Origin of the sequence: Chitinophaga sp. MM2321, assembly GCF_964033635.1 — a bacterium.
Lineage (GTDB): Bacteria > Bacteroidota > Bacteroidia > Chitinophagales > Chitinophagaceae > Chitinophaga.
In genome coordinates this window covers 6,434,923-6,454,431 of sequence record NZ_OZ035533.1, presented here as the reverse complement: position 1 = coordinate 6,454,431, position 19,509 = coordinate 6,434,923, and the positions used below count along the sequence as shown (strand labels likewise).

Annotated in this window: 13 protein-coding genes; 5 read left to right on the top strand and 8 right to left on the bottom strand. The window is 45.1% G+C overall.

Annotation, left to right across the window (positions count from 1 at the left end):
- Window positions 1-6: 6 nt before the first annotated feature.
- The gene (locus ABQ275_RS25385; protein ID WP_349315952.1) at window positions 7-1,110 is read left to right on the top strand and encodes a mechanosensitive ion channel domain-containing protein; all 1,104 of its coding nucleotides are present in this window, start codon (window positions 7-9) and stop codon (window positions 1,108-1,110) included.
- A 72-nt stretch (window positions 1,111-1,182) separates the two neighbouring features.
- Here the strand turns inward: ABQ275_RS25385 and ABQ275_RS25380 are convergent, their stop codons facing one another.
- The 3 genes from ABQ275_RS25380 to ABQ275_RS25370 all read right to left on the bottom strand — a co-directional run bounded on the left by ABQ275_RS25380 (window position 1,183) and on the right by ABQ275_RS25370 (window position 3,277).
- Window positions 1,183-1,692, bottom strand: a complete 510-nt coding sequence (locus ABQ275_RS25380) for a thioredoxin domain-containing protein (RefSeq protein ID WP_349315951.1) — start codon at window positions 1,690-1,692, stop codon at window positions 1,183-1,185.
- Window positions 1,693-1,702: 10 nt separating this feature from the next.
- The gene (locus ABQ275_RS25375) at window positions 1,703-2,209 is read right to left on the bottom strand and encodes a MerR family transcriptional regulator (RefSeq protein ID WP_349315950.1); all 507 of its coding nucleotides are present in this window, start codon (window positions 2,207-2,209) and stop codon (window positions 1,703-1,705) included.
- A gap of 96 nt (window positions 2,210-2,305) precedes the next feature.
- Window positions 2,306-3,277, bottom strand: a complete 972-nt coding sequence (locus ABQ275_RS25370) for a peptidoglycan DD-metalloendopeptidase family protein (protein WP_349315949.1) — start codon at window positions 3,275-3,277, stop codon at window positions 2,306-2,308.
- A 350-nt stretch (window positions 3,278-3,627) separates the two neighbouring features.
- On the opposite strand from ABQ275_RS25370, the gene alaS reads away from it, so the two are divergent.
- Complete coding sequence (gene alaS, locus ABQ275_RS25365) at window positions 3,628-6,252, top strand: alanine--tRNA ligase (protein WP_349315948.1); 2,625 nt, start codon at window positions 3,628-3,630, stop codon at window positions 6,250-6,252.
- Window positions 6,253-6,459: 207 nt separating this feature from the next.
- Window positions 6,460-7,467, top strand: coding sequence for a PDZ domain-containing protein (locus ABQ275_RS25360; RefSeq protein WP_349315947.1), 1,008 nt, complete (start codon window positions 6,460-6,462; stop codon window positions 7,465-7,467).
- A gap of 264 nt (window positions 7,468-7,731) precedes the next feature.
- Here the strand turns inward: ABQ275_RS25360 and ABQ275_RS25355 are convergent, their stop codons facing one another.
- Complete coding sequence (locus ABQ275_RS25355; protein ID WP_349315946.1) at window positions 7,732-9,114, bottom strand: aldehyde dehydrogenase; 1,383 nt, start codon at window positions 9,112-9,114, stop codon at window positions 7,732-7,734.
- Window positions 9,115-9,225: 111 nt separating this feature from the next.
- On the opposite strand from ABQ275_RS25355, the gene gatB reads away from it, so the two are divergent.
- Both gatB and ABQ275_RS25345 read left to right on the top strand, forming a co-directional pair.
- Window positions 9,226-10,674: an Asp-tRNA(Asn)/Glu-tRNA(Gln) amidotransferase subunit GatB gene (gatB, locus tag ABQ275_RS25350; RefSeq protein ID WP_349315945.1), complete on the top strand. Its 1,449-nt coding sequence runs from the start codon at window positions 9,226-9,228 to the stop codon at window positions 10,672-10,674.
- Window positions 10,675-10,740: 66 nt separating this feature from the next.
- Window positions 10,741-11,904, top strand: coding sequence for a TlpA disulfide reductase family protein (locus ABQ275_RS25345; protein WP_349315944.1), 1,164 nt, complete (start codon window positions 10,741-10,743; stop codon window positions 11,902-11,904).
- Window positions 11,905-12,124: 220 nt separating this feature from the next.
- Here the strand turns inward: ABQ275_RS25345 and ABQ275_RS25340 are convergent, their stop codons facing one another.
- The 4 genes from ABQ275_RS25340 to ABQ275_RS25325 form a co-directional block, all read right to left on the bottom strand.
- Window positions 12,125-13,024 (bottom strand): hypothetical protein, encoded by a 900-nt coding sequence (locus ABQ275_RS25340; RefSeq protein ID WP_349315943.1) that lies wholly within the window; start codon window positions 13,022-13,024, stop codon window positions 12,125-12,127.
- Window positions 13,025-13,052: 28 nt separating this feature from the next.
- Window positions 13,053-14,792 carry a SusD/RagB family nutrient-binding outer membrane lipoprotein gene (locus ABQ275_RS25335; protein ID WP_349315942.1) on the bottom strand — a complete coding sequence of 580 codons (1,740 nt, stop codon included), beginning with the start codon at window positions 14,790-14,792 and terminating at the stop codon, window positions 13,053-13,055.
- Between the two features lie 23 nt (window positions 14,793-14,815).
- The gene (locus ABQ275_RS25330; RefSeq protein WP_349315941.1) at window positions 14,816-17,971 is read right to left on the bottom strand and encodes a SusC/RagA family TonB-linked outer membrane protein; all 3,156 of its coding nucleotides are present in this window, start codon (window positions 17,969-17,971) and stop codon (window positions 14,816-14,818) included.
- A gap of 607 nt (window positions 17,972-18,578) precedes the next feature.
- Window positions 18,579-19,496, bottom strand: a complete 918-nt coding sequence (locus ABQ275_RS25325) for a hypothetical protein (protein ID WP_349315940.1) — start codon at window positions 19,494-19,496, stop codon at window positions 18,579-18,581.
- Window positions 19,497-19,509: the final 13 nt, after the last annotated feature.

The window sequence follows — 19,509 nt, the reverse complement described above, 5'->3', positions numbered from 1 at the left end:
CCCCATATGAATGATTTCCTGAACAAAGTGATCCTGGAAAACCCGGTACAAGACTACCTGGTCCTGATCGCTGTATTACTGTTTGTTTCTTTTGTCAAAAGATTCGTATCAAAAGGAATGGCCGCCTTGCTGTTCCGGCTGGTAAAGCACTGGTCGCCTCACATCGAAGAAAAAGAGTTTACCAACCTGCTGCTGCGGCCACTGGAATACTTCCTGCTGCTGGTTACTTTCATGCTGACCATCGACCGCTTTACCTTCCCACAGGTACTAAACGTCCGGGTGTACAACGGCGCCACTCTGCATGACATCACCAATACCTTACTCAGCCTGGCTTTCAGCATGAGTATTATCTGGATCATGCTGCGGCTGATAGATTTCATCGCCCTGGTACTGGGAAAGAAAGCAAACCTGATGACGGATAAAACCGACAACCAATTCATTGTTTTCTTTCGTGACTTCTTTAAGGCGATCATATTTATTATGGGCGCCATCGCTTTTATACGCATTCTTTTCGGCCCCGGGCTGGTAGAAAAAATTATCGCGGGCCTTGGTATCGGTGCGGCAGCCCTTGCACTGGCCGCCAAAGAGAGTATCGAAAACCTGATCGGCTCTTTCATCATCTTCTTCGACAAGCCTTTTCGTGTAGGCGACAGCGTTAAGGTGGATACCTTTCAGGGTACCGTGGAAAAAATCGGCTTGCGCAGCACCCGTCTCCGCACGCTGGAAAAAACATTTGTAACGGTACCCAATAAAAAAATGGTAGACAGTATCCTGGACAACCTCTCTCTCCGCACCCAGCAACGGGTGGCTATGAAGCTGGAACTGGGTTCAGACACCCCTGCAGATAAACTGCTCCTGGTACTACAGGGCATCCGGGCCCTCCTGAAAGGCAACACCAACGTACTGGAAAACTTTACCGTAAATCTGAATGATTTTACAAAAGATACCTACGTGATACAGATCGTTTTCAACACCTATATCATTGATGGGAATCAGTATGCTTCGTTGCGGGAAACCATCAGCCTGGCGGTGATCCAGCTGCTGGCAGAAAACGAGGTAAAAATGCCGACCACCTCTACCAATGTAACCCTGGTCCAGGGAGGAGACTAAAAAAGACCGGCGAAGATAAAAGCAGGAAACCTGTTTTTATCTTCGCCGGTCATCTATAAAAATATCAAATCGTTATTCTTTGTTCCCTTTCTCTTTTTTGCTGCTGCTCAGCAAAATACGGGACAAATCACCTTCGATAGATTCTTTAGGTTGGCCAACGATTCTGCCGATTTCTTTGCCTTCGCTGAATACGATAACAGTAGGCACTTTTTTCACCTTATAGTCAGTCGGGGCATCTGTCTGCATTTTCTGATCTGCGCCAAACATCAGCACCTGCTCCTCCGGACTACCAGCGGTGATCATTACTTTATACAATTCAGGTACTACTTTACGACTGGTTTCATCCCAGGTGCCCATTACCACTACCACATTAAAGTTGCTGCGATTGGCTTTAAGATAGTTAAGCATATTATCATTAGGCTGATAGCCGTTTACCCCTTTATAAAACCAGGCGGTAGACTCGTCCTGCATGAGGGTTTTCATCTCAATTTTTCCTTTAAGCACTTTATCATTGCCATTCTGTGCCCAGGCCATGGAAGACAATAACAGGCTACCTCCCAGGAGTAATGTTTTCAAACGCATATTTATGTTTTTATAATTGATCTTTAAGTTCGGTCAAGAATCCCCGTACTTTAAGCAAAGCTTGTACCATTTCGAAATTACGGGCTGCCAGTTTGTGATCTTCCTTCAGTTTTTGCTTGGCGCCTTCAATGGTATACTTCCTTTCACGTAGCAAATGATAGATCAGTTTCAGGTGCTGTATATCTTCCTGGCGAAACAGGCGATCTCCTTTGCGGTTCTTTTTGGGTTGCAGTATATCAAACTCGTTTTCCCAATAGCGAACCAGGGAAGTATTCACCCTGAACATGGCTGCTACTTCACTGATTGAATAGTATTGCTTATCTAGTACTAATTTATCCAACTCCATAATCAGGTCAGGATCCTCCGATAATTCTTTCAATGATTTACGTCCCCGTTTTTTTCCTGGCTGCTGCACCTTAACGACCGTTTTTGCCGCCTTTTCTTTTTTTGGATGTTCCTTTGCATCCGGAGCCGGATGAGGAGTACCAGATGTAGAAAAGAGGTCTAACTGTTGCATGTTGGTAAAAAACGGTGAAACAAATATCCTTTTACGAGGATGAATTTAACCATTTTTTAGATAGCCACCCTTTAGCATCTGACGGTCAACACTTAATTAATCAAAAGACTGGTTACCCGATCTTGCCATTTTCAACATACGATCAAATTGTTCGGGGGTAAGATCGTTAAAGAAGAAGTATACCGGATCAACTTTTTCTCCATTCTTGATAACTTCATAATGGCAGTGCGGACCAGTAGATTTACCGGTACTTCCTACCCAACCCAGTACATCTCCACGTTTTACAGACTGTCCGGATTTCACTTTCATGCGTAGCATGTGCCCGTAAAGCGTTCTGTAACCGTAGCCGTGTCTTACCACTACGTGATTACCATAGCCCACGTCACTGAGACTGGCTTCTTCCACCGTACCATCGCCGGTGGCGTAGATAGGGGTGCCGCTGGGGGCGGCGAAGTCGAGACCAGCGTGGTATTTCATCGTTTTATAGATCGGATCTATCCGGTAGCCAAAGCCGGAAGCGATGTGCTTCAGATCTTTATTGGATACCGGTTGGATGGCGGGAATAGAAGCCAGCATCTGCTGTTTATTCTTTACCATCTTATCTATTTCGTCATATGATTTTTCCTGTGATTTCACCCGGTTTGTCAGTTCTTTCAGCAGGATGCCGGTAGAGGCGATGATTTCGCTGCTGGCAAAGGATTGTAGCTGGGTAGCTTCTTCCTCCCGGTTTATTTTACCCAACCGGGTGCTGTCCGGGATAGGGGATGCTTCAAATATTACCCGGTAAATTTCATTATCGCGGTCTTCCAGTTCGGCCAGTTTGCCTTTCACTTCTTTCATACGACCCTGCAAGGCATCGTATTTTTCTTTCATACCTTCAAGGTCACTACGCAGTGATTTTTCTTTGGGAGAATCGAGTAAACGGTAAGCAAGGGAGAGGAAGAGAGCCCCGGTAACAATAGCCGCCGACACAAACCCGAGAATCCTCAGGATCTTTACCCGTAGGGACACTACGAGCTTCTCATACTTTAATGTTTGGGTATTATAAAAATATTTAACCTTCTTCATTCACCTGGGTATACTTTATGTGCCATAGTGCAGTGAACGCTATAGCAGCCGATTTATTTCATTGAGATACAAACATCTGGATGCAGGATATGGCATTATTTCTCCCTACACGAACTATTTTGCCAGGTAACACAACCTGTTTTGCATAATCATACAGGTTTCGATATTTTTGCACTCCCTGTGGCACGGCGGGAAATAAGGCGTACAAACCTACTGTAATTAGATTAAAACATCAACCTTTTGAATGTACATTTTCTAACTACTTTGTAATGCATTGATTAACAAGTAGGAAGCGCACGCGACAGTGCAATTATAAGACATAAAAGACATATTAACTCGTATCAATATTTATGACAGCATCTGAAATAAGACAGCAATTCCTGGATTTTTTTGCGTCAAAAGGGCACCAGATCGTGCCTTCTGCACCGATTGTTATTAAGAATGACCCCACTTTGATGTTCACCAACGCGGGCATGAACCAGTTCAAGGATTATTTCCTGGGCAACAAAGTGCCGGCGCATACCCGGGTAGTTGATACGCAAAAGTGCCTCCGTGTAAGCGGCAAGCACAACGACCTGGAAGAAGTAGGTATCGATACCTACCACCACACCATGTTCGAGATGCTGGGCAACTGGAGTTTTGGCGACTACTTTAAAAAAGATGCCATCGCCTGGAGCTGGGAACTGCTCACAGCAGTTTATAAAATCCCGAAAGACAAGTTGTATGTCACTGTTTTTGAAGGAGATGCGAGTGAAAACCTGCCAAAAGACGAAGAAGCCTATAATTTCTGGAAACAACATATCGGAGAAGACCGTATTCTGTTGGGAAATAAAAAAGATAATTTTTGGGAGATGGGAGATACCGGCCCATGCGGACCCTGTTCTGAAATTCATGTTGACTGTAGACCGGAAGCAGAAAAGAAACTGGTACCCGGCCACACCCTGGTCAATGCCGATCACCCGCAGGTGATTGAAATCTGGAACAACGTATTCATGCAGTTCAACCGCCTGAAAGACAGGTCACTGGAGCCTTTACCAGCCAAACACGTAGATACCGGCATGGGCCTGGAACGCCTTGTCAGGGTGCTGCAGGAAAAAACATCCAATTATGATACCGACCTGTTCATGGGCACCATTCATACCACGGAAAGCCTAACCGGTAAAAAGTATGCAGGTACAGACGACAAGAAAGATGTGGCCTTCCGCGTGATCGCTGACCACATCCGCGCCATTTCCTTCACGATTGCAGACGGACAACTGCCTTCCAACACCGGCGCCGGCTATGTAATCCGCCGTATCCTGCGCAGAGCGGTACGTTACTACTTCTCCTTCCTGGAAGTTAAAAAACCGTTGTTGCATGACCTGGTACCGGTACTCGCCGCCCAGTTTTCACATGTATTTCCAGAATTGCAGCAGCAGATGGACTTTGTGAAGAAAGTAGTATTTGAAGAAGAAAACAACTTCCTCCGCACCCTGGACAGTGGTATCCGCAGGATCGAAGACTTTATACAACACGCTCCCACCAAGGCTATTGATGGCAAAACAGCGTTCGAACTATACGACACCTACGGTTTTCCCTACGACCTCACCAGCCTGATAGCTGCTGAAAATAACTTCAGTGTAGACAAAAAAGGCTTCGAGGCCGCCATGAAGCAACAAAAAGACCGCTCCCGCGCCGCTACCGAACTGGATACCGGCGACTGGATCGTATTGGACGAAACACCCAGCTCTATATTCATTGGCTACGAACAACTCGAAGGCACTACCAAACTGCTGAAATACCGTACAGTAAAAGCCAAAGGCAAGGAACAGTTCCAGCTGGTACTGGGTCAGACCCCTTTCTACGCCGAAAGCGGCGGACAGGTAGGCGATACCGGCACCCTGCACTTCGGCGGGGAAGTGATCACGGTAACAGATACCAAAAAAGAAAATAATCTTACCATTCACTTCGCCGATAAACTCCCTGCCGATCCTACTGCTCCGGTGAAAGCCGCTGTGGCCAAAGATAAGCGCAGCGATATTGCCCGTCATCATTCCGCCACGCACTTGCTGCATGCAGCACTGCGCCAGGTTTTAGGCACGCATGTGGCACAAAAAGGCTCCCTGGTAAATGCAGATAACCTGCGTTTCGATTTCTCTCACTTTGCAAAGGTGACAGACGAAGAAATGGCACAAGTAGAAACTATTGTAAATGAAAAGATCCGGCAGAACATTCCCGTAGTAATCCGGGAACTGCCCAAAGAAGAAGCATTGCAACTCGGCGCGATGGCCTTGTTTGGCGAAAAATATGGCGATGTGGTACGTGTAGTGATCATGGATCCTAATTATAGCGTGGAACTCTGTGGCGGTACGCATATTGGTGCTACCGGCGAACTGGGGCAGTTTAAATTTGTCTCCGAAGGGGCCGTAGCCGCAGGTGTGCGCCGTATTGAAGCCGTTACCGGCAACAAAGCAGAAGCATTTGTAAATGAGCAACTGCAACAACTGAAAGATATCAAGGCCGCGCTGAAGAATCCCAAGGAGCTGGTAAAAGCAATAGAAACACTGGTGCTGGAAAAATCATCCCTGGAAAAACAACTCGAAGCCCTGGAACTTGAAAAAGTACGACAGCTGGCTACCAGCTTGCGCGACCAGGCACAGGATATCAACGGCGTTAATTTCCTCGGAAAAATAGTGACCGTAGGCAATGCGGAAGGACTGAAACAACTCTCCTTCCAGTTGAAAAATGAAATTCCTAACCATGTACTCTTATTCGTTGCCAACATCGGCGGAAAAGCCAGTGTGGCCCTTACCATTGATGAAAAATTAGTGGCAGAAAAAGGCTGGGAAGCACCAAAGATTATTAAAGAAAAAATTGCACCCCTGATCAAAGGTGGCGGCGGCGGACAAAAATCCTTTGCCACAGCCGGCGGACAGGAAACCGATAAACTGGAGCAGGTAATTGCAGCTGTAAAATCGCTCCTGAACCAGGATTAGAAGGATTTAAGAGGATTAATAGGATTGAACCGGGAGATATAAAGAGAAGAGCAACAACTGTTTTTCTCCTTTTATATCTCCCAGTTCAATCCTATTAATCCTTTTTTATTCCTGCTAATCCTGGTCTATTTTAACTTTTCCTTACCCCTTCCTCTCATTAATTTTGCAGTATTACATTAAATTTAATCAACAAAATACTGCTGACTTATGACCAATTTGCTAAAAACCTTTACGCTGGCAGGCTTCAGTTGCCTGGCCCTGGGTATAGGCTCCGTGCAGGCGCAAAACGCCACCCAGAACAAAATGGGCGAGTTCGATGAAATTGTGATCAAACACAAAAGTGATAAGGATGGCAAAGTAACCATTGAGATTAAGGATGGTGAAGTGCTGATAGATGGCAAAAAACCAGACCAGTACAGTAGTCCGGACATCTCTGTTTTCCGCCGCAGCATTACGCCGGTTAACGGCAATAACTTCAGCTTTGAAAATGGAGACGACCGTGGCGGGTTTGATCTTTTTAATGACGACAACGCCATACCCATGCCCGGCAACAAAGCGGTGCTGGGAGTGATCACAGAAAAGGTTGCTGCCAAAGGCACCACTGTAAAAACAGTGGCAAAGGGCACCCCGGCAGATAAAGCTGGTATCCTCGCTGGTGACATCATCACCAAAATTGATGACAGCACCGTGAATGAACCCGAAGAACTGTATAAAAAAATCGGTGAATACAAACCCGGAGACAAGGTAACGGTTACGTACATACGTAATAAAAAAGAGGGTAAAGTTTCTCTTACACTGAGTGAAAGGAAAAATGAAGGTGGTACCGGCATGCGGATGCTTCCGGCTCCCGGCAGCAGAAACGATTTTTTCCGCTTTTCTCCCATGCCGCGCGACAGGCAAGGCTTTGGCCGCGGCTGGTTCGACAATGCTGATCAGGATGCAAAACTCGGTATCCAGGTACAGGATACAGAAAACGGAGAAGGCGCCCAGATCATTAATATGCAACCTTCCTCCATCGCGGAAAAGGCCGGTTTCAAAGTAGACGATCTTATCACAGAAATGGCCGGCGCACCGGTCAAATCAGCCCACGATGTAGCAAAAGCCTTCCGCGAAAACCGCAGCAAAGGAACAATAATGGCAACGGTTAAACGAAATGGGAAAGAACAGACACTGCAAATAACAGTACCGAAGAAATTAAATAAAGCAGACCTGTAATATTTATGCCCCCTCCCAGCCTCCCCCGAAGGGGGAGGAGAAAGGAGACTAGGGCTTATTTTCGTTTTTGAAGTGGCTATCTAATGCAGGTAGAGAATATTATGTTATCACATCAGGCACCTCCGTATTATCCGTAAAATGGTGGTAAATCAAAGGTTAAAATAAGCCCTAGTCTCCTTTCCCCTCCCCCTTCGGGGGAGGCTGGGAGGGGGCATAATAGCACAATGCGTTAAATAAAAAAATAATCAAATCCCAAAATATTAATCATTTCATTATCAGCTTCAGCATTTTCAGCTTGTTCTTGAAGGGGGGATATTTTACGGGAACGTCCAGCCAGGTACCGGTTTTCAGCATACCTTTCTGATGGGTAAAAGTATCAAAGCTGTAACGGCCATGATATTGGCCCATACCGCTGTAGCCGGCGCCGCCAAAAGGTAGTTCGGGATTTGTAAGATGTACCAGCGCATTATTGATACAGCCACCGCCAAAACGTACTTGCTCTATCAGCATTTTTTCTGTTTTCTTACTTTTTGTGAAGACATATAACGCCAATGGGTATGGGTGCTGCCTGATAGCCTGGATGGCCTGTGGCAGCTCTGTAAAGGTGAGAATAGGTAAAACCGGTCCAAAAATTTCTTCCTGCATTACCGGATCAGACCATTCCACGTCATCCAGCAGGGTGGGCGCGATATACAGGTTGTCACGGTCGGTTTGTCCGCCGTGCAGGATCTGCCCTTCATCGAGGTAAGCAGACACCGTATCGAATCGGCGTGTATTGATCATACGGGCGTAGTCCTTGCTGGCGGCGGGATCTTCCCCGAAAAAGGAAACAATTGTTTCTTTCAGGGCGGCTACCAGTGCATCTTTCACCTTATGATGTACCAGGAGGTAATCCGGCGCCACGCAGGTTTGCCCTGCATTCCAGAACTTCCCCCAAATAATACGTTTAGCCGCTACCGTTATATTTACCTTTTCGTCTACTACGCAGGGCGATTTACCACCCAACTCCAGTGTAACAGGGGTGAGATGCGGTACGGCCATCTCCATGATCTTCTTACCTACTGCTATACTACCTGTAAAAAATACATGATCAAACCGGAACTGCATCAGTGCGGGAATAGCTTCGCTACCATCGCCCTCCACTACGGTGATATAGGCAGGGTCAAAAGTCTCTTTTATCATGGCAGCGGTAACCGCCGCCGTATGCGGCGCCAGCTCCGAAGGTTTCAGAATGGCGCAGTTACCGCCAGCCATAGCACCTGCCAGCGGACTAATCAGCAACATAAAAGGATAATTCCAGGGGGAAATGATCAGGGTCAGGCCCAATGGCTCGCGATACACCCGGCTGCTGCTCGGATAGGTGACAAAAGGAGAGGTCACTATTTCCGGCTCCATCCATTGTTTCAGGTTGGCCAACATATAATCTATCTCTTCATATAAAAATCCGATTTCACTCGCATACGCTTCCATCGCGTGTTTATGAAGATCCTGGTGCAGGGCCTCCATAATCCTGGATTCAAACTTCTCAATACCTTTTCTCAGCCGCTTCAGCTGCGCTTTTCTGAAAGCGTAAGGAAGCGTAACCCCCGATTCAAAATAGCCCTGTTGGGCCTTATAAAGCTGACTTACCTGGGCATTGCTGGTCATAGGGGAGCATTTTTTAAAAAGATGAAGTACTACAATTTAGGAATTTATTGGCACGAAATAGCCCGGAATCCCGGCATTATTTGAATATATTTGCGGTAATCAGTATGGAATATGAGCGATATCTATAGCAAATATGAAACAGTGATAGGGCTGGAAGTACACGCCCAGCTGCTTACAGAGAGTAAATTATTTTGTGGTGACAGCGCCACCTTTGGTGGTGCGCCCAATACACATATCAGTCCCATTACGCTGGCACATCCGGGTACTTTACCACGGATGAACCGGAAAGCAGCCGAATATGCCATCAAACTCGGTCTGGCTTGTCATTGTGAGATCGAAAAAGATAATTATTTCGCCCGTAAGAATTACTTCTACCCGGATCTTCCCAAAGGTTACCAGGTATCACAGCATACAGCGCCCATCTGCAAAGGTGGTTACGTACGCATTATTACAGATGCCGGTACCAGGGATGTACAGCTGAACCGGATCCACCTGGAAGAAGATGCAGGTAAACTACTACATGACCAGGATCCGCACAGCAGCTATGTGGATTATAACCGCGCCGGCGTACCCCTCGTGGAAATTGTGAGCGAGCCGGATATGCACAATAGCGATGAAGCCTATGCCTATCTCACAGAAATGAGGCGCCTTGTGCGCTACCTGGGCGTATGCGATGGTAATATGGAAGAAGGCAGCATGCGCTGCGATGCCAACGTTTCTGTGCGCATAAAAGGTGTTACCACCCTGGGCACCAAAGTGGAAGTGAAAAATATGAACTCTATCCGCAACGTAAAGCGGGCTATAGATAATGAAGTAAAAAGACAGATAGAGCTGATTGAAGCCGGTGGTACCCTGGTACAGGAAACCCGTAGCTTTGACGCCTCCAACGGCAGCTCTTTTTCGCTGCGCTCAAAAGAAGAGGCCAACGACTACCGGTACTTCCCGGAGCCAGACCTCGCACCTTTCAAGCTGACGGATGAATTTATTGCCGGTATAAAAGCCACCCTGCCTGCACTGCCGGAAGAACTGATCCGTAAGTACACCCAGGAATACGGCCTGCCGGAATATGATGCCCGCGTTATCTGCGATGATAAAGCCACCGCTGATTATTTCGAAGGACTGACCGCCAATACCACCCATTACAAGGCAGCGGCCAACTGGATCCTGGGCCCGGTGAAATCTTATCTCAACGAAGGCGCAAAAGATATCACACAATTTCCGGTTACACCCACAGCACTGGGCGCTTTAATCGGCTTGACCGATAGCGGGAAAGTCAGCTTTTCCATTGCATCCTCCAGGATCTTACCGGAAATGATCAATGCACCGGAAGACCCGCTGGCCATCGCCACCCGGCTCAACCTGTTGCAGGATCATAATGCAGATAATATTACACCGATCATCGACGAAGTACTGGCAAAATATCCTGACAAAGTAGCGGCCTTCAGAGGCGGCAAAAAAGGTCTGATGGCCTTGTTTGTAGGCGAAGTAATGAAGTTGTCGAAAGGAAAAGCAGATCCACGACTCACCAACGAGCTGCTGACAGAAAAACTCAAAGGTTGATACCCTTGAAAATATTTAACTTATATTGATCAATCATAGGTCAGCAAAACGATTAAAAAAAGCAGCATGAAAAAATACTTATTGTGGATATCCGTGGGAGCATTTCTGGCAGGATGCGCCGGACAACAGGAAAAAGGAGAATTTAAAATAGAAGGTCATTTTACAAATCTTCCACTTGGACCGGTGGTACTGGAAGAGCTGACCCTGGAAAGTTTGAAAGTGGTAGACTCTACCAATGTAAAAGATGCCGCCGGTAACTTTACACTGAAAGGTATGGTACCCGAGCAAGGGCTGTACCGCATCCGTTTTGAGAATGGTAAATTCATACTGCTCGCACTCGATGCCGGTGATATGAAACTGGAAGGCGATGCTAACAACCTGGAGAAACTCACCGTTTCCGGCTCAGAAGCCACTGCTGAACTACAACAGTTCCTGCTTGATATCAGTCAGAAAAATATTGCACTCACAGAAGAGATGCGTAAACTGGATAGCCTGCACACCGCCGGTATACCAGACAGCGTATTCCAGCCACAACTGGCAGCTCTCCAAAAGAAAGAAAAAGATTTTGAAGAAGGATTTTTTGATCTGGCAGAAAAAACAAAAAACCCTGCCAATGCAGTGTTTGCCGTTAGCCAGGTAAGAAGCGGAGAGGAAATCATGGCACACAAGCAAGTGATTACCAGTCTTACTACCCGCTTTCCAAAGAATACGCTGGTGAAAAGCATGACCGAAAAAATTGCGGAACTGGAAAAAGCACAGGGCAGCGGCGCACAGGACAGCGATGCTGCCGGTGGTCAGGAACCTTCTGCTATGAAAGTAGGTGAAGTAGCCCCCGATTTTACATTGCCTGATCCGTCCGGCAAAATGATCAGCCTGAAATCTTTCCGTGGCAAATATGTATTGATTGATTTCTGGGCCAGCTGGTGTGGTCCCTGCCGCCAGGAAAATCCTAATGTGGTAAATGCTTACCAACAATACAAGGGTAAAAATTTCACCATCCTGGGTGTATCACTGGATAAAACAAAAGATCAGTGGTTGGCCGCTATCCAACAGGATGGCCTTACCTGGAGTCATGTAAGTGATCTTAAATTCTGGGATTCTGCGGTTGTACCTTTATATGGTATCAACGCTATCCCTACCAATTACCTGCTGGATCCCCAGGGCAAAATTATTGCCGCTAACCTGAGAGGACCCGCACTGGAAGCGAAGTTGAAAGAAGTGATCAAGTAACACACAACAAATATTCATCTACATAAAAAAAATCCTCACTGGTGAAAATACCAGTGAGGATTTTTTTATGCAAAATGATTAAAGCAGCACCCCACAAAAGTGTTATAACTAAAAATACCTTTATCATACAGGGGCATAAATGAACCGCCCCAATAAAAATCGGGGCGGTTCATTTCAGTTCTTATTTACGTATAATCGTTAGCGATAGTAACGCGTATGTTTAGTTTGATTTCTTGAAAATCTTGACACTGACAGTACCAAATCCACCTTCTTTCACAGAGTTGTTAAGAGAAACCGTGATGGAAGTATCACAGGGGTTGATATCTCCTTTACCTTCTATTGTCCAGTCGTGATAAGGGCCAAGCTCCGGAGCCAAAGGCGCATAGATCTGTTTCTTAAAGGTAACCTTGTATGTACGTGGATCTAATGTCATGGTAACTACAGCATTCGGCAGTTCCACCCATCCTTTAAATGTCCAGGTATTTCCTTCAATTTTCACTGTTACCGGGTAACTGGCTTCATAGAAATCCTTATCATCTACGGTCAGGATATTGTCTGTACCCAGATATTCTTCCAGTTTCAATGGACAAACCTTTTTGTAGGTGATCGTTACATTTGATTCAGGGAAGTTCAATCCATCGCTACCATAAGGTTCAGTATTGGTAGGTACTCCATCAATTATTAACTGCTGGAATGCAGGTAATACGGAACCATCAGGGAGTGTAATATCGGGTCTTATTTCGAAATACTGACCGGTTGTTACATCTTCCGGTGCTATACCAAACAGCTGCGCCAGTTGTACACCCGTAACTTCCTGTTTTACAGGGAAGGTGGTGATATCTGCCTGCAGGGTTTTTACATTGGTATAGTCGCCATCCATAGCCACTTTCAGGTCCATCTTTTTTGGTTTCTCTCCATCTTTAAAATAGAGATCCATAGAGAACGCACTGTTAAAGTCGGCCATTTCCTGTATAAGTACTTCCCTGGTATCGTCCTGTACTAATTGAGGCAGTACCCCTTTGGTGATACCTTCAGGAAGTTTTGGATTATCATTTTTACGACAAGCGTAAAACGTGACTACCAATCCTGTTAATATGATTAAACTGAATATTCTCTTCATAAACTTTCTTTTTTAAATAACTTAAAACCTAGTTTTTATCCCAGAAAACCGGTGCTACATCCGGAGATTTTGCCGGTGGTGTATTTGGATTCACATTCGCCTCACTTGCCGGCCATGGAAGGGATAAAGGATATTTTTTACCGTTGATTACCTTCACTTTAGCCTGAGCGCCCGGATGAATCGGATCTCCGTTTATCGGAGGTTGGGCAAAACCACCTGGTGCCTGTACAGGATTAGCAGGATCAAACAATACAGGATAACCGGTACGACGGTAATCAGTGTATTGATCACAGCTAAAGCCAAAGCTCTGGATCCACTTTTGAGTTATTATAATTTCCAGTTTACGTGCATCAGTACCTGCCTGATCATATGCTTGCAATATCGCATCACGGTAAGCAACCGCTTCGTCTGTTCCGCCTAATGCAGGAACAGCTTGTGCTCCTTTAGCCAGGTTTACTACATAGTCTACCTGGGCCATAGATGCATCAATAGCTGCAGATAATTTTGCTTTGGCATCACCGGCTATAATTTTTGCATTGATCAATTCTGCTTCGATGAACAAACGATCCGCATACGTTAACAACCTTAACGGTGCAGCTCCGGTAGCATTTGTAGCAGATACGGCTACTGCATCGCCATCATCGTAACGGCCGCCTATAGGATAGATACCGGCTACGCTCATACTTTTATCATTGGATTTATCGCGGTTAGGACCGGTAGAACCAAAATAAATAGAAACGAAACCACCATCACGGTATTCAGTTCCGTTCTGCGGTGCTCCATCGGGAGTCAGCTGATTGAAGAAATAATAAGGAACACGCGGATCTACGATACCTGTAAAGATCTGTTTGTTATATCCTTTCAGGATTTCATAAAACCAGGGGCTTTGATAGTGACTTTTCTGTGTAGCTACATAATCAGCAAAACCGGGGTTACGGCTATCCGGAGAGCTTACACTGGTATATTTCATCATGAAGCTATTAGCGGTAGAACTTATCAGGCCACCACCGGTAATCAGTGCATTAACAGGTGCAGAAACATCCTGCACTAATCTTAACTGGTTGTACAGTTTCAGCTTAATTGTTTTTGCTGCACTAATCCATAAAGCGGGTTTACCACCATAGAAAAGATCATCAGCCTCAGGAACAGCTGTGTTGGCAGCTCCATTATCCTGCAGATCTGCAATAGCTTCATCCAGCAGCGCCAGTAATTTCGGATATACTTCGCTTCCTTTATCAAATGCAGGATACCTGTTACCGGTTTCTCCAAACTTGGTAGCTTCTGTATAAGGAACATCACCATATGCATCCACAAACTGGCTTACACCATATGCTTTCAGTATTTTTCCGATACCTGCATAAATTTTATTATCGCCGGCAGTAGCCTGCGCAATCATCACTTCCAGGTTCTGCATAGTACCGATTACATCGGAGCTGGGCGCCTGGGCGGGGTTACCACTCCAGAAGTTTGTCCAGCTATTATCAATACTGAAGTCAGTACCTGTTGCATTGTACTTGTCCGGATCTTCACGCACAGTCATCTGATGCGTATATACAGCCAACACTTCTGTTAAACCGCGCACACCGGCATTGTCGTTTGTAAAACCGAGGCTGGAAGACAGCCCCTGCTCAGCAGTAGGTAACAACTGCGACAAAGACACTTTCGCAGGATTGTTCGGATCCTTATTAATATCAAGGAAACCCTTTGTACAACCCGTACCCACGATCAGCATTCCTAAAAATATATATCTGAATTTTAATCTTTTCATCAGTTCAAGTGTTTTCGTGATTATTAAAAGGTAGCTTTCAGGTTCACGCCAAAACGACGGGTAGTCGGCGCTCCGGACAATTCAATACCCTGCACATTTGTATTACCAAAACTGGCTACTTCCGGATTAAAGTTTGTGTACTTAGGCAGATTAGGCGCCAGGTACCAAAGGTTACGGCCGGTAAGTGTCAGTGTCAGTCCGCCGATGGGCGTTTTGCTAAACAGTTGTTTCGGGAAATCGTACCCAATAGTCAGCTCACGGAAAGTATAAACAGTTGCATCATACACATTCCACTCTGTAGCAGAGTTAATAGCGAATGAATTACCAAAATACATTTCGAATAAACTTACCTGTGTAGTATTGCGCACCTGTTCTCCTTTCGCATCCAGTATTGGCAATCCTGTATTTGCATCACCATAGAATCCCGGAATGATGAACATATTTTCACGATCCCTGGTGTCCATTGTTACACCACGTCCCAGTAAAGAGCTAACTGTTACGGAGTAAATATCTCCACCTCTTGTCAGGTCAAACAATGCATTCAGGAAGAAACCTTTATAGTTGATAGTAGTACTCAGACCAGCTTTGAAGTCTGCATTGGGATCACCAATCATTTGTTGATCCTTCGCTTCAATCAATAATCCTGTACTTGGGTCAACTAACAGGTTACCATTCTTATCTCTTTCATTCACGGTACCGCGCAGATAGCCGTAAGGCTTGCCTGCTTCCAGGTAAGGGCTGATGGTATTCAGTACACCGCCCAGCATCAACCGGTCAACACCTGGTAACAGCGACTCAACTACACTCCTGTTTTTGGTGAAAATACCATGCAGGCTCCAGGTCAGATCTTTTGTTCTGACAGGAATAACATTCAGGTCTATTTCCACACCTTTGTTGGAGAGTGAACCGAAGTTATCATACACGGCAGTAAAACCGGAAGAAGGAGCAATTGAAATCGGCGCAATCTGGTTTGTAGACAAGCGGTTATACCAGGCAGCATCCAGGGTTACACGACGATCAGCAAATTCGAGTGTGGCACCAATTTCATAATCACGGGTAAACTCCGGTTTCAGATTAGGATTACCTGCTGTAGGATCCTGTATAGCACCGGATTTGCCAAGGAACGGTGTATTTACAATGAATGTATTACCCAGGGAATAAGGAGATGCATCACGACCTACCTTAGCCCAGCTGGCACGCAACTTACCATAGTTCAGGAAATTGCTGTGCATATTTAATGCTTCTGTAAATATGAAAGAGGTAGCTACACTTGGATAAAAATAGCTGCGGTTATTTGATGGCAGGGTAGAAGACCAGTCATTACGGCCGGTCAGTTCCAGGTAAATCCATTTCTTGTAGTCAAGCGCCAGATCTCCGAAAACGCCCCACAGTCTCCGCTGAATCAGGTTATCCTCCGTTGGTAAAACAGTAGCCGTATTAGACATAGAATAAATGCCCGGTACCACGATACCTTTACCTGTAGTGATCTGTGAGTTGGTAACACGTTGGTTCACGTTATGTCCTACAGTGAAACGCAGACCAAAATCATTATTGATCCTGGGCGTAAAAGTACCTAACAGGTTAGATTCAATTTCGGTGAATTTATAGTTCTGCTGAACAACACGACCGATATTTTCTGCTGCCCTGGAACCTATGTCAACAACTTCTTTTCTTAAAAATGAATTGGTATTTGTACCCAGCTGATAACTTACATTAAACCATGGTTTGATGTCATAGTTCAGTTTCATGTTGGCAACAAAGCGGTCAGTTTGTGTATTAACCGTATTGTGTCTGAATGCCCAAAGCGGGTTATCATATTGGGATACGCTGGTAGATATTGGATTTCCGTTAGCATCTTCATATGGTAAACCTGCAATATCCCAGTTTCTTCCCAGGAACAGGTTACGTGCAAATGAAGAGGCAGCACCGTCTACCTGGTTTTCACCAAAAATACTACCCAGTTGATTGCTTTTGCTATAACTGAAGTTTCCACTCATCGTTAAGCCATTGACTAAGCGGGTAATGCCGCCCACAGCCATGTTTGCTCTGTTGAAAGATGAATTGGGAACATAACCATCCTGGTTAAGATAGGAAGCAGTAGCACTGAGAGAAGATTTTTCCGAACCACCATTAATGCTCACTGAATTTTCAGTAACAATACCTGTTCTGAACAGATCTTTTACGTTATTCGGCACTGCTTTGTAAGCCATATTGCCGGATGCAGGAAACAGATCCGGGAAGGCATCCAGGTAATCAGGCCATACCGGCACTGAATCCTGAGAGCCGAATTTGGAACCCCAGGAACCATTGGCATTTGCATATGCAAAGCTGCTACCTGTTCCGTAATCGTTCTGGTATTTAGGTAGATTCGCTACTTTTTCAAAAGCCAGGGAAGAGCTATAGGTCACTTCCAGTTTTCTTTTAGATAAAGAAGGGCTACCCGATTTAGTAGTGATGATCACCGCACCATTGGATGCACGGGAACCATACAAAGCCGCAGCAGCAGCACCTTTCAGCACTGTCATGGAAGCAATATCATTGGGATCGAGGGAGGATAAACCACTGGAGTAAGCACCACCACCGGAAGTTTGACTGGAGGTAGTTACTTGGTCGTTATTGTAAGGAGTCCCATCTACTACGATCAGTGGTTCGTTATTACCAAAGAAGGAAGTATTACCGCGGATGTTGATACGGGTAGCGGCGCCGGGAGTACCCTGCGAAACGCGGATATCCACACCTGCAACTTTACCCTGCAAACCTTTCAGCATGTCGGGCTCAGATTTCTGAACAATCACATCCGGCTTAATGGTAGTCACAGAATAACCCAGTGATGATTCGTTGCGTTTCAGCCCTGCAGCTGTTACCACAATTTCCCCGAGTTGTTTTTTGTCCTGGTCCAGGCTTACATTAATGTTAGTAGATTCGGCGTAAACGTCTTTGCTGACATAACCAACAAAGGAAAATACCAGCGTAGCGCCCTGTTTTACGTTGGGGAATTGAAAGGTGCCATCTGCAGTAGTTAGGACTCCTTTCCCGGAACCCTTTGCTACAACAGTAACGCCAGGAAGGGGTGAACCATCCTTTGCATCTGTAACCTTGCCCGTAATCGTTCGCGTTTGCGCATATACATGCAAGACGCTGATGGCCATGAGAAGCCATAAGAGTAATCCTCTTTTCATAAGCAATTTAGATTTGAATAGATATTTCAGTTAACCTTGAATAATGGACACAGAAACGTAGTCTGGCTTAAGAGCAGAATTGCAAACAGGTAGAACATATACTGTTTAAATAGAAAATATACGATTAGGCATAAGGATCTATTTTTTCACTCAGCATAGGCTGCAATACACTATAACATATTGTTGTAAGCAAAAACTCAATTAACAAGCCGGGTCAAACATTTACTCTGTTTAGATTTGTTGTTTAAATTCGTCGTTTAGTTTCGTTGTATTAAAATTTGTTGTACCAGTGTTGTTGTATTAAAATTTTGTTGTATTAGATTCCGTTGTTTAGACTTTGGTTTTGTTACTCGCTCAGATTTGGATTTGTTAAATATTATTTAAAACCAGTTGCAAGATAGGGAAATTTAAAAATACTTGTTACTACAACTAAGGTTGTATTTTTATATGCTCCCGATTCATTATGATGCAAACTTGATAAGTTTGACACTTAACATGTCATTACAATAAATATATTACATGCTGATTTATATAGCCATCACAAAAAAAAGAGGAGCTATCCCAATCGGGGCAGCTCCTCTTTTTCATCAACATATATTCACTTCCGTTATTGTCCGGCGCTTATTTGTACACCTGTCGCACCAAAACTGCCCTCCGCAACAGTATTGGTAATCTGCAATGAAATACTGGTATCGCAGGCATTAAATGCCCCCTTGCCCTGCACCGCAAAATTATGATAAGGCAATCCGCCGTAAGTAGGTGCGTATACCTGCACAGGTACGGTGGCGCCTTGTGTACGTAGTATTGCTTTTATTTTCACCACTGCGCCGGCAACACCTCCCCATCCGGTAAGGATTAAAGTAGTGCTATCTGCGGGATCCAGTGCTGCATTAACGGTATACTTTGCAAAAGCAGCGTTAATAGATCCTGCAAAACCAGTATCCACTACCGTTAGCCTTCCTTTAGCAGCATAACTGCTCATATACAGCGGACATACTTTTGTATAAATAATATCCACGTTAGCGTCAGGAAAATTCATGGCATCGCTGCCATAAGGTGCGAGTTTAAAAGTATCCGTTCCGTTAACACCATACTTGAATGCTTCAAATATTTTTCCATCATTTAAATAAACATCCGGTCTGATAGTGAAAAAATCACCGTCTTCTACCTGATCCGGGGTTTTGCCGAAAAGCTGTGCCAGTTGCGGCCCTGTAACATTGATCGTTGCGGGGAAAGAAGTAACATCCGCCTGTAGTGTTTTTACATTGGTATAATTATCATTATACACAACCCGTATATCCATTTTCTTGGGTTTGGGGCCATCTTTGAAATAAACATCGACAGAAAAACTGGATGCAAATTTAGACACATCCTGGATGAGTACATCTCCGCTATCGCTCTGTACCAACTGCGGGAACAAACCTTGATCTATTCCCTCCGGTAGCTTGGGATTATCGTTTTTACGGCACGCATAAAACACGCATATCCCTGCAACTATTATGATAAAACTGGTTAATTTCTTCATACATTCTTTTTTT

Excerpts from the sequence above, each read along its gene's own strand:
- ABQ275_RS25385 (WP_349315952.1), top strand. The coding sequence starts at position 7 with ATGAATGATTTCCTGAACAAAGTGATCCTGGAAAACCCGGTACAAGAC.
- ABQ275_RS25380 (WP_349315951.1), bottom strand. The coding sequence starts at position 1,692 with ATGCGTTTGAAAACATTACTCCTGGGAGGTAGCCTGTTATTGTCTTCC.
- ABQ275_RS25375 (WP_349315950.1), bottom strand. The coding sequence starts at position 2,209 with ATGCAACAGTTAGACCTCTTTTCTACATCTGGTACTCCTCATCCGGCT.
- ABQ275_RS25370 (WP_349315949.1), bottom strand. The coding sequence starts at position 3,277 with ATGAAGAAGGTTAAATATTTTTATAATACCCAAACATTAAAGTATGAG.
- alaS (WP_349315948.1), top strand. The coding sequence starts at position 3,628 with ATGACAGCATCTGAAATAAGACAGCAATTCCTGGATTTTTTTGCGTCA.
- ABQ275_RS25360 (WP_349315947.1), top strand. The coding sequence starts at position 6,460 with ATGACCAATTTGCTAAAAACCTTTACGCTGGCAGGCTTCAGTTGCCTG.
- ABQ275_RS25355 (WP_349315946.1), bottom strand. The coding sequence starts at position 9,114 with ATGACCAGCAATGCCCAGGTAAGTCAGCTTTATAAGGCCCAACAGGGC.
- gatB (WP_349315945.1), top strand. The coding sequence starts at position 9,226 with ATGAGCGATATCTATAGCAAATATGAAACAGTGATAGGGCTGGAAGTA.
- ABQ275_RS25345 (WP_349315944.1), top strand. The coding sequence starts at position 10,741 with ATGAAAAAATACTTATTGTGGATATCCGTGGGAGCATTTCTGGCAGGA.
- ABQ275_RS25340 (WP_349315943.1), bottom strand. The coding sequence starts at position 13,024 with ATGAAGAGAATATTCAGTTTAATCATATTAACAGGATTGGTAGTCACG.
- ABQ275_RS25335 (WP_349315942.1), bottom strand. The coding sequence starts at position 14,792 with ATGAAAAGATTAAAATTCAGATATATATTTTTAGGAATGCTGATCGTG.
- ABQ275_RS25330 (WP_349315941.1), bottom strand. The coding sequence starts at position 17,971 with ATGAAAAGAGGATTACTCTTATGGCTTCTCATGGCCATCAGCGTCTTG.
- ABQ275_RS25325 (WP_349315940.1), bottom strand. The coding sequence starts at position 19,496 with ATGAAGAAATTAACCAGTTTTATCATAATAGTTGCAGGGATATGCGTG.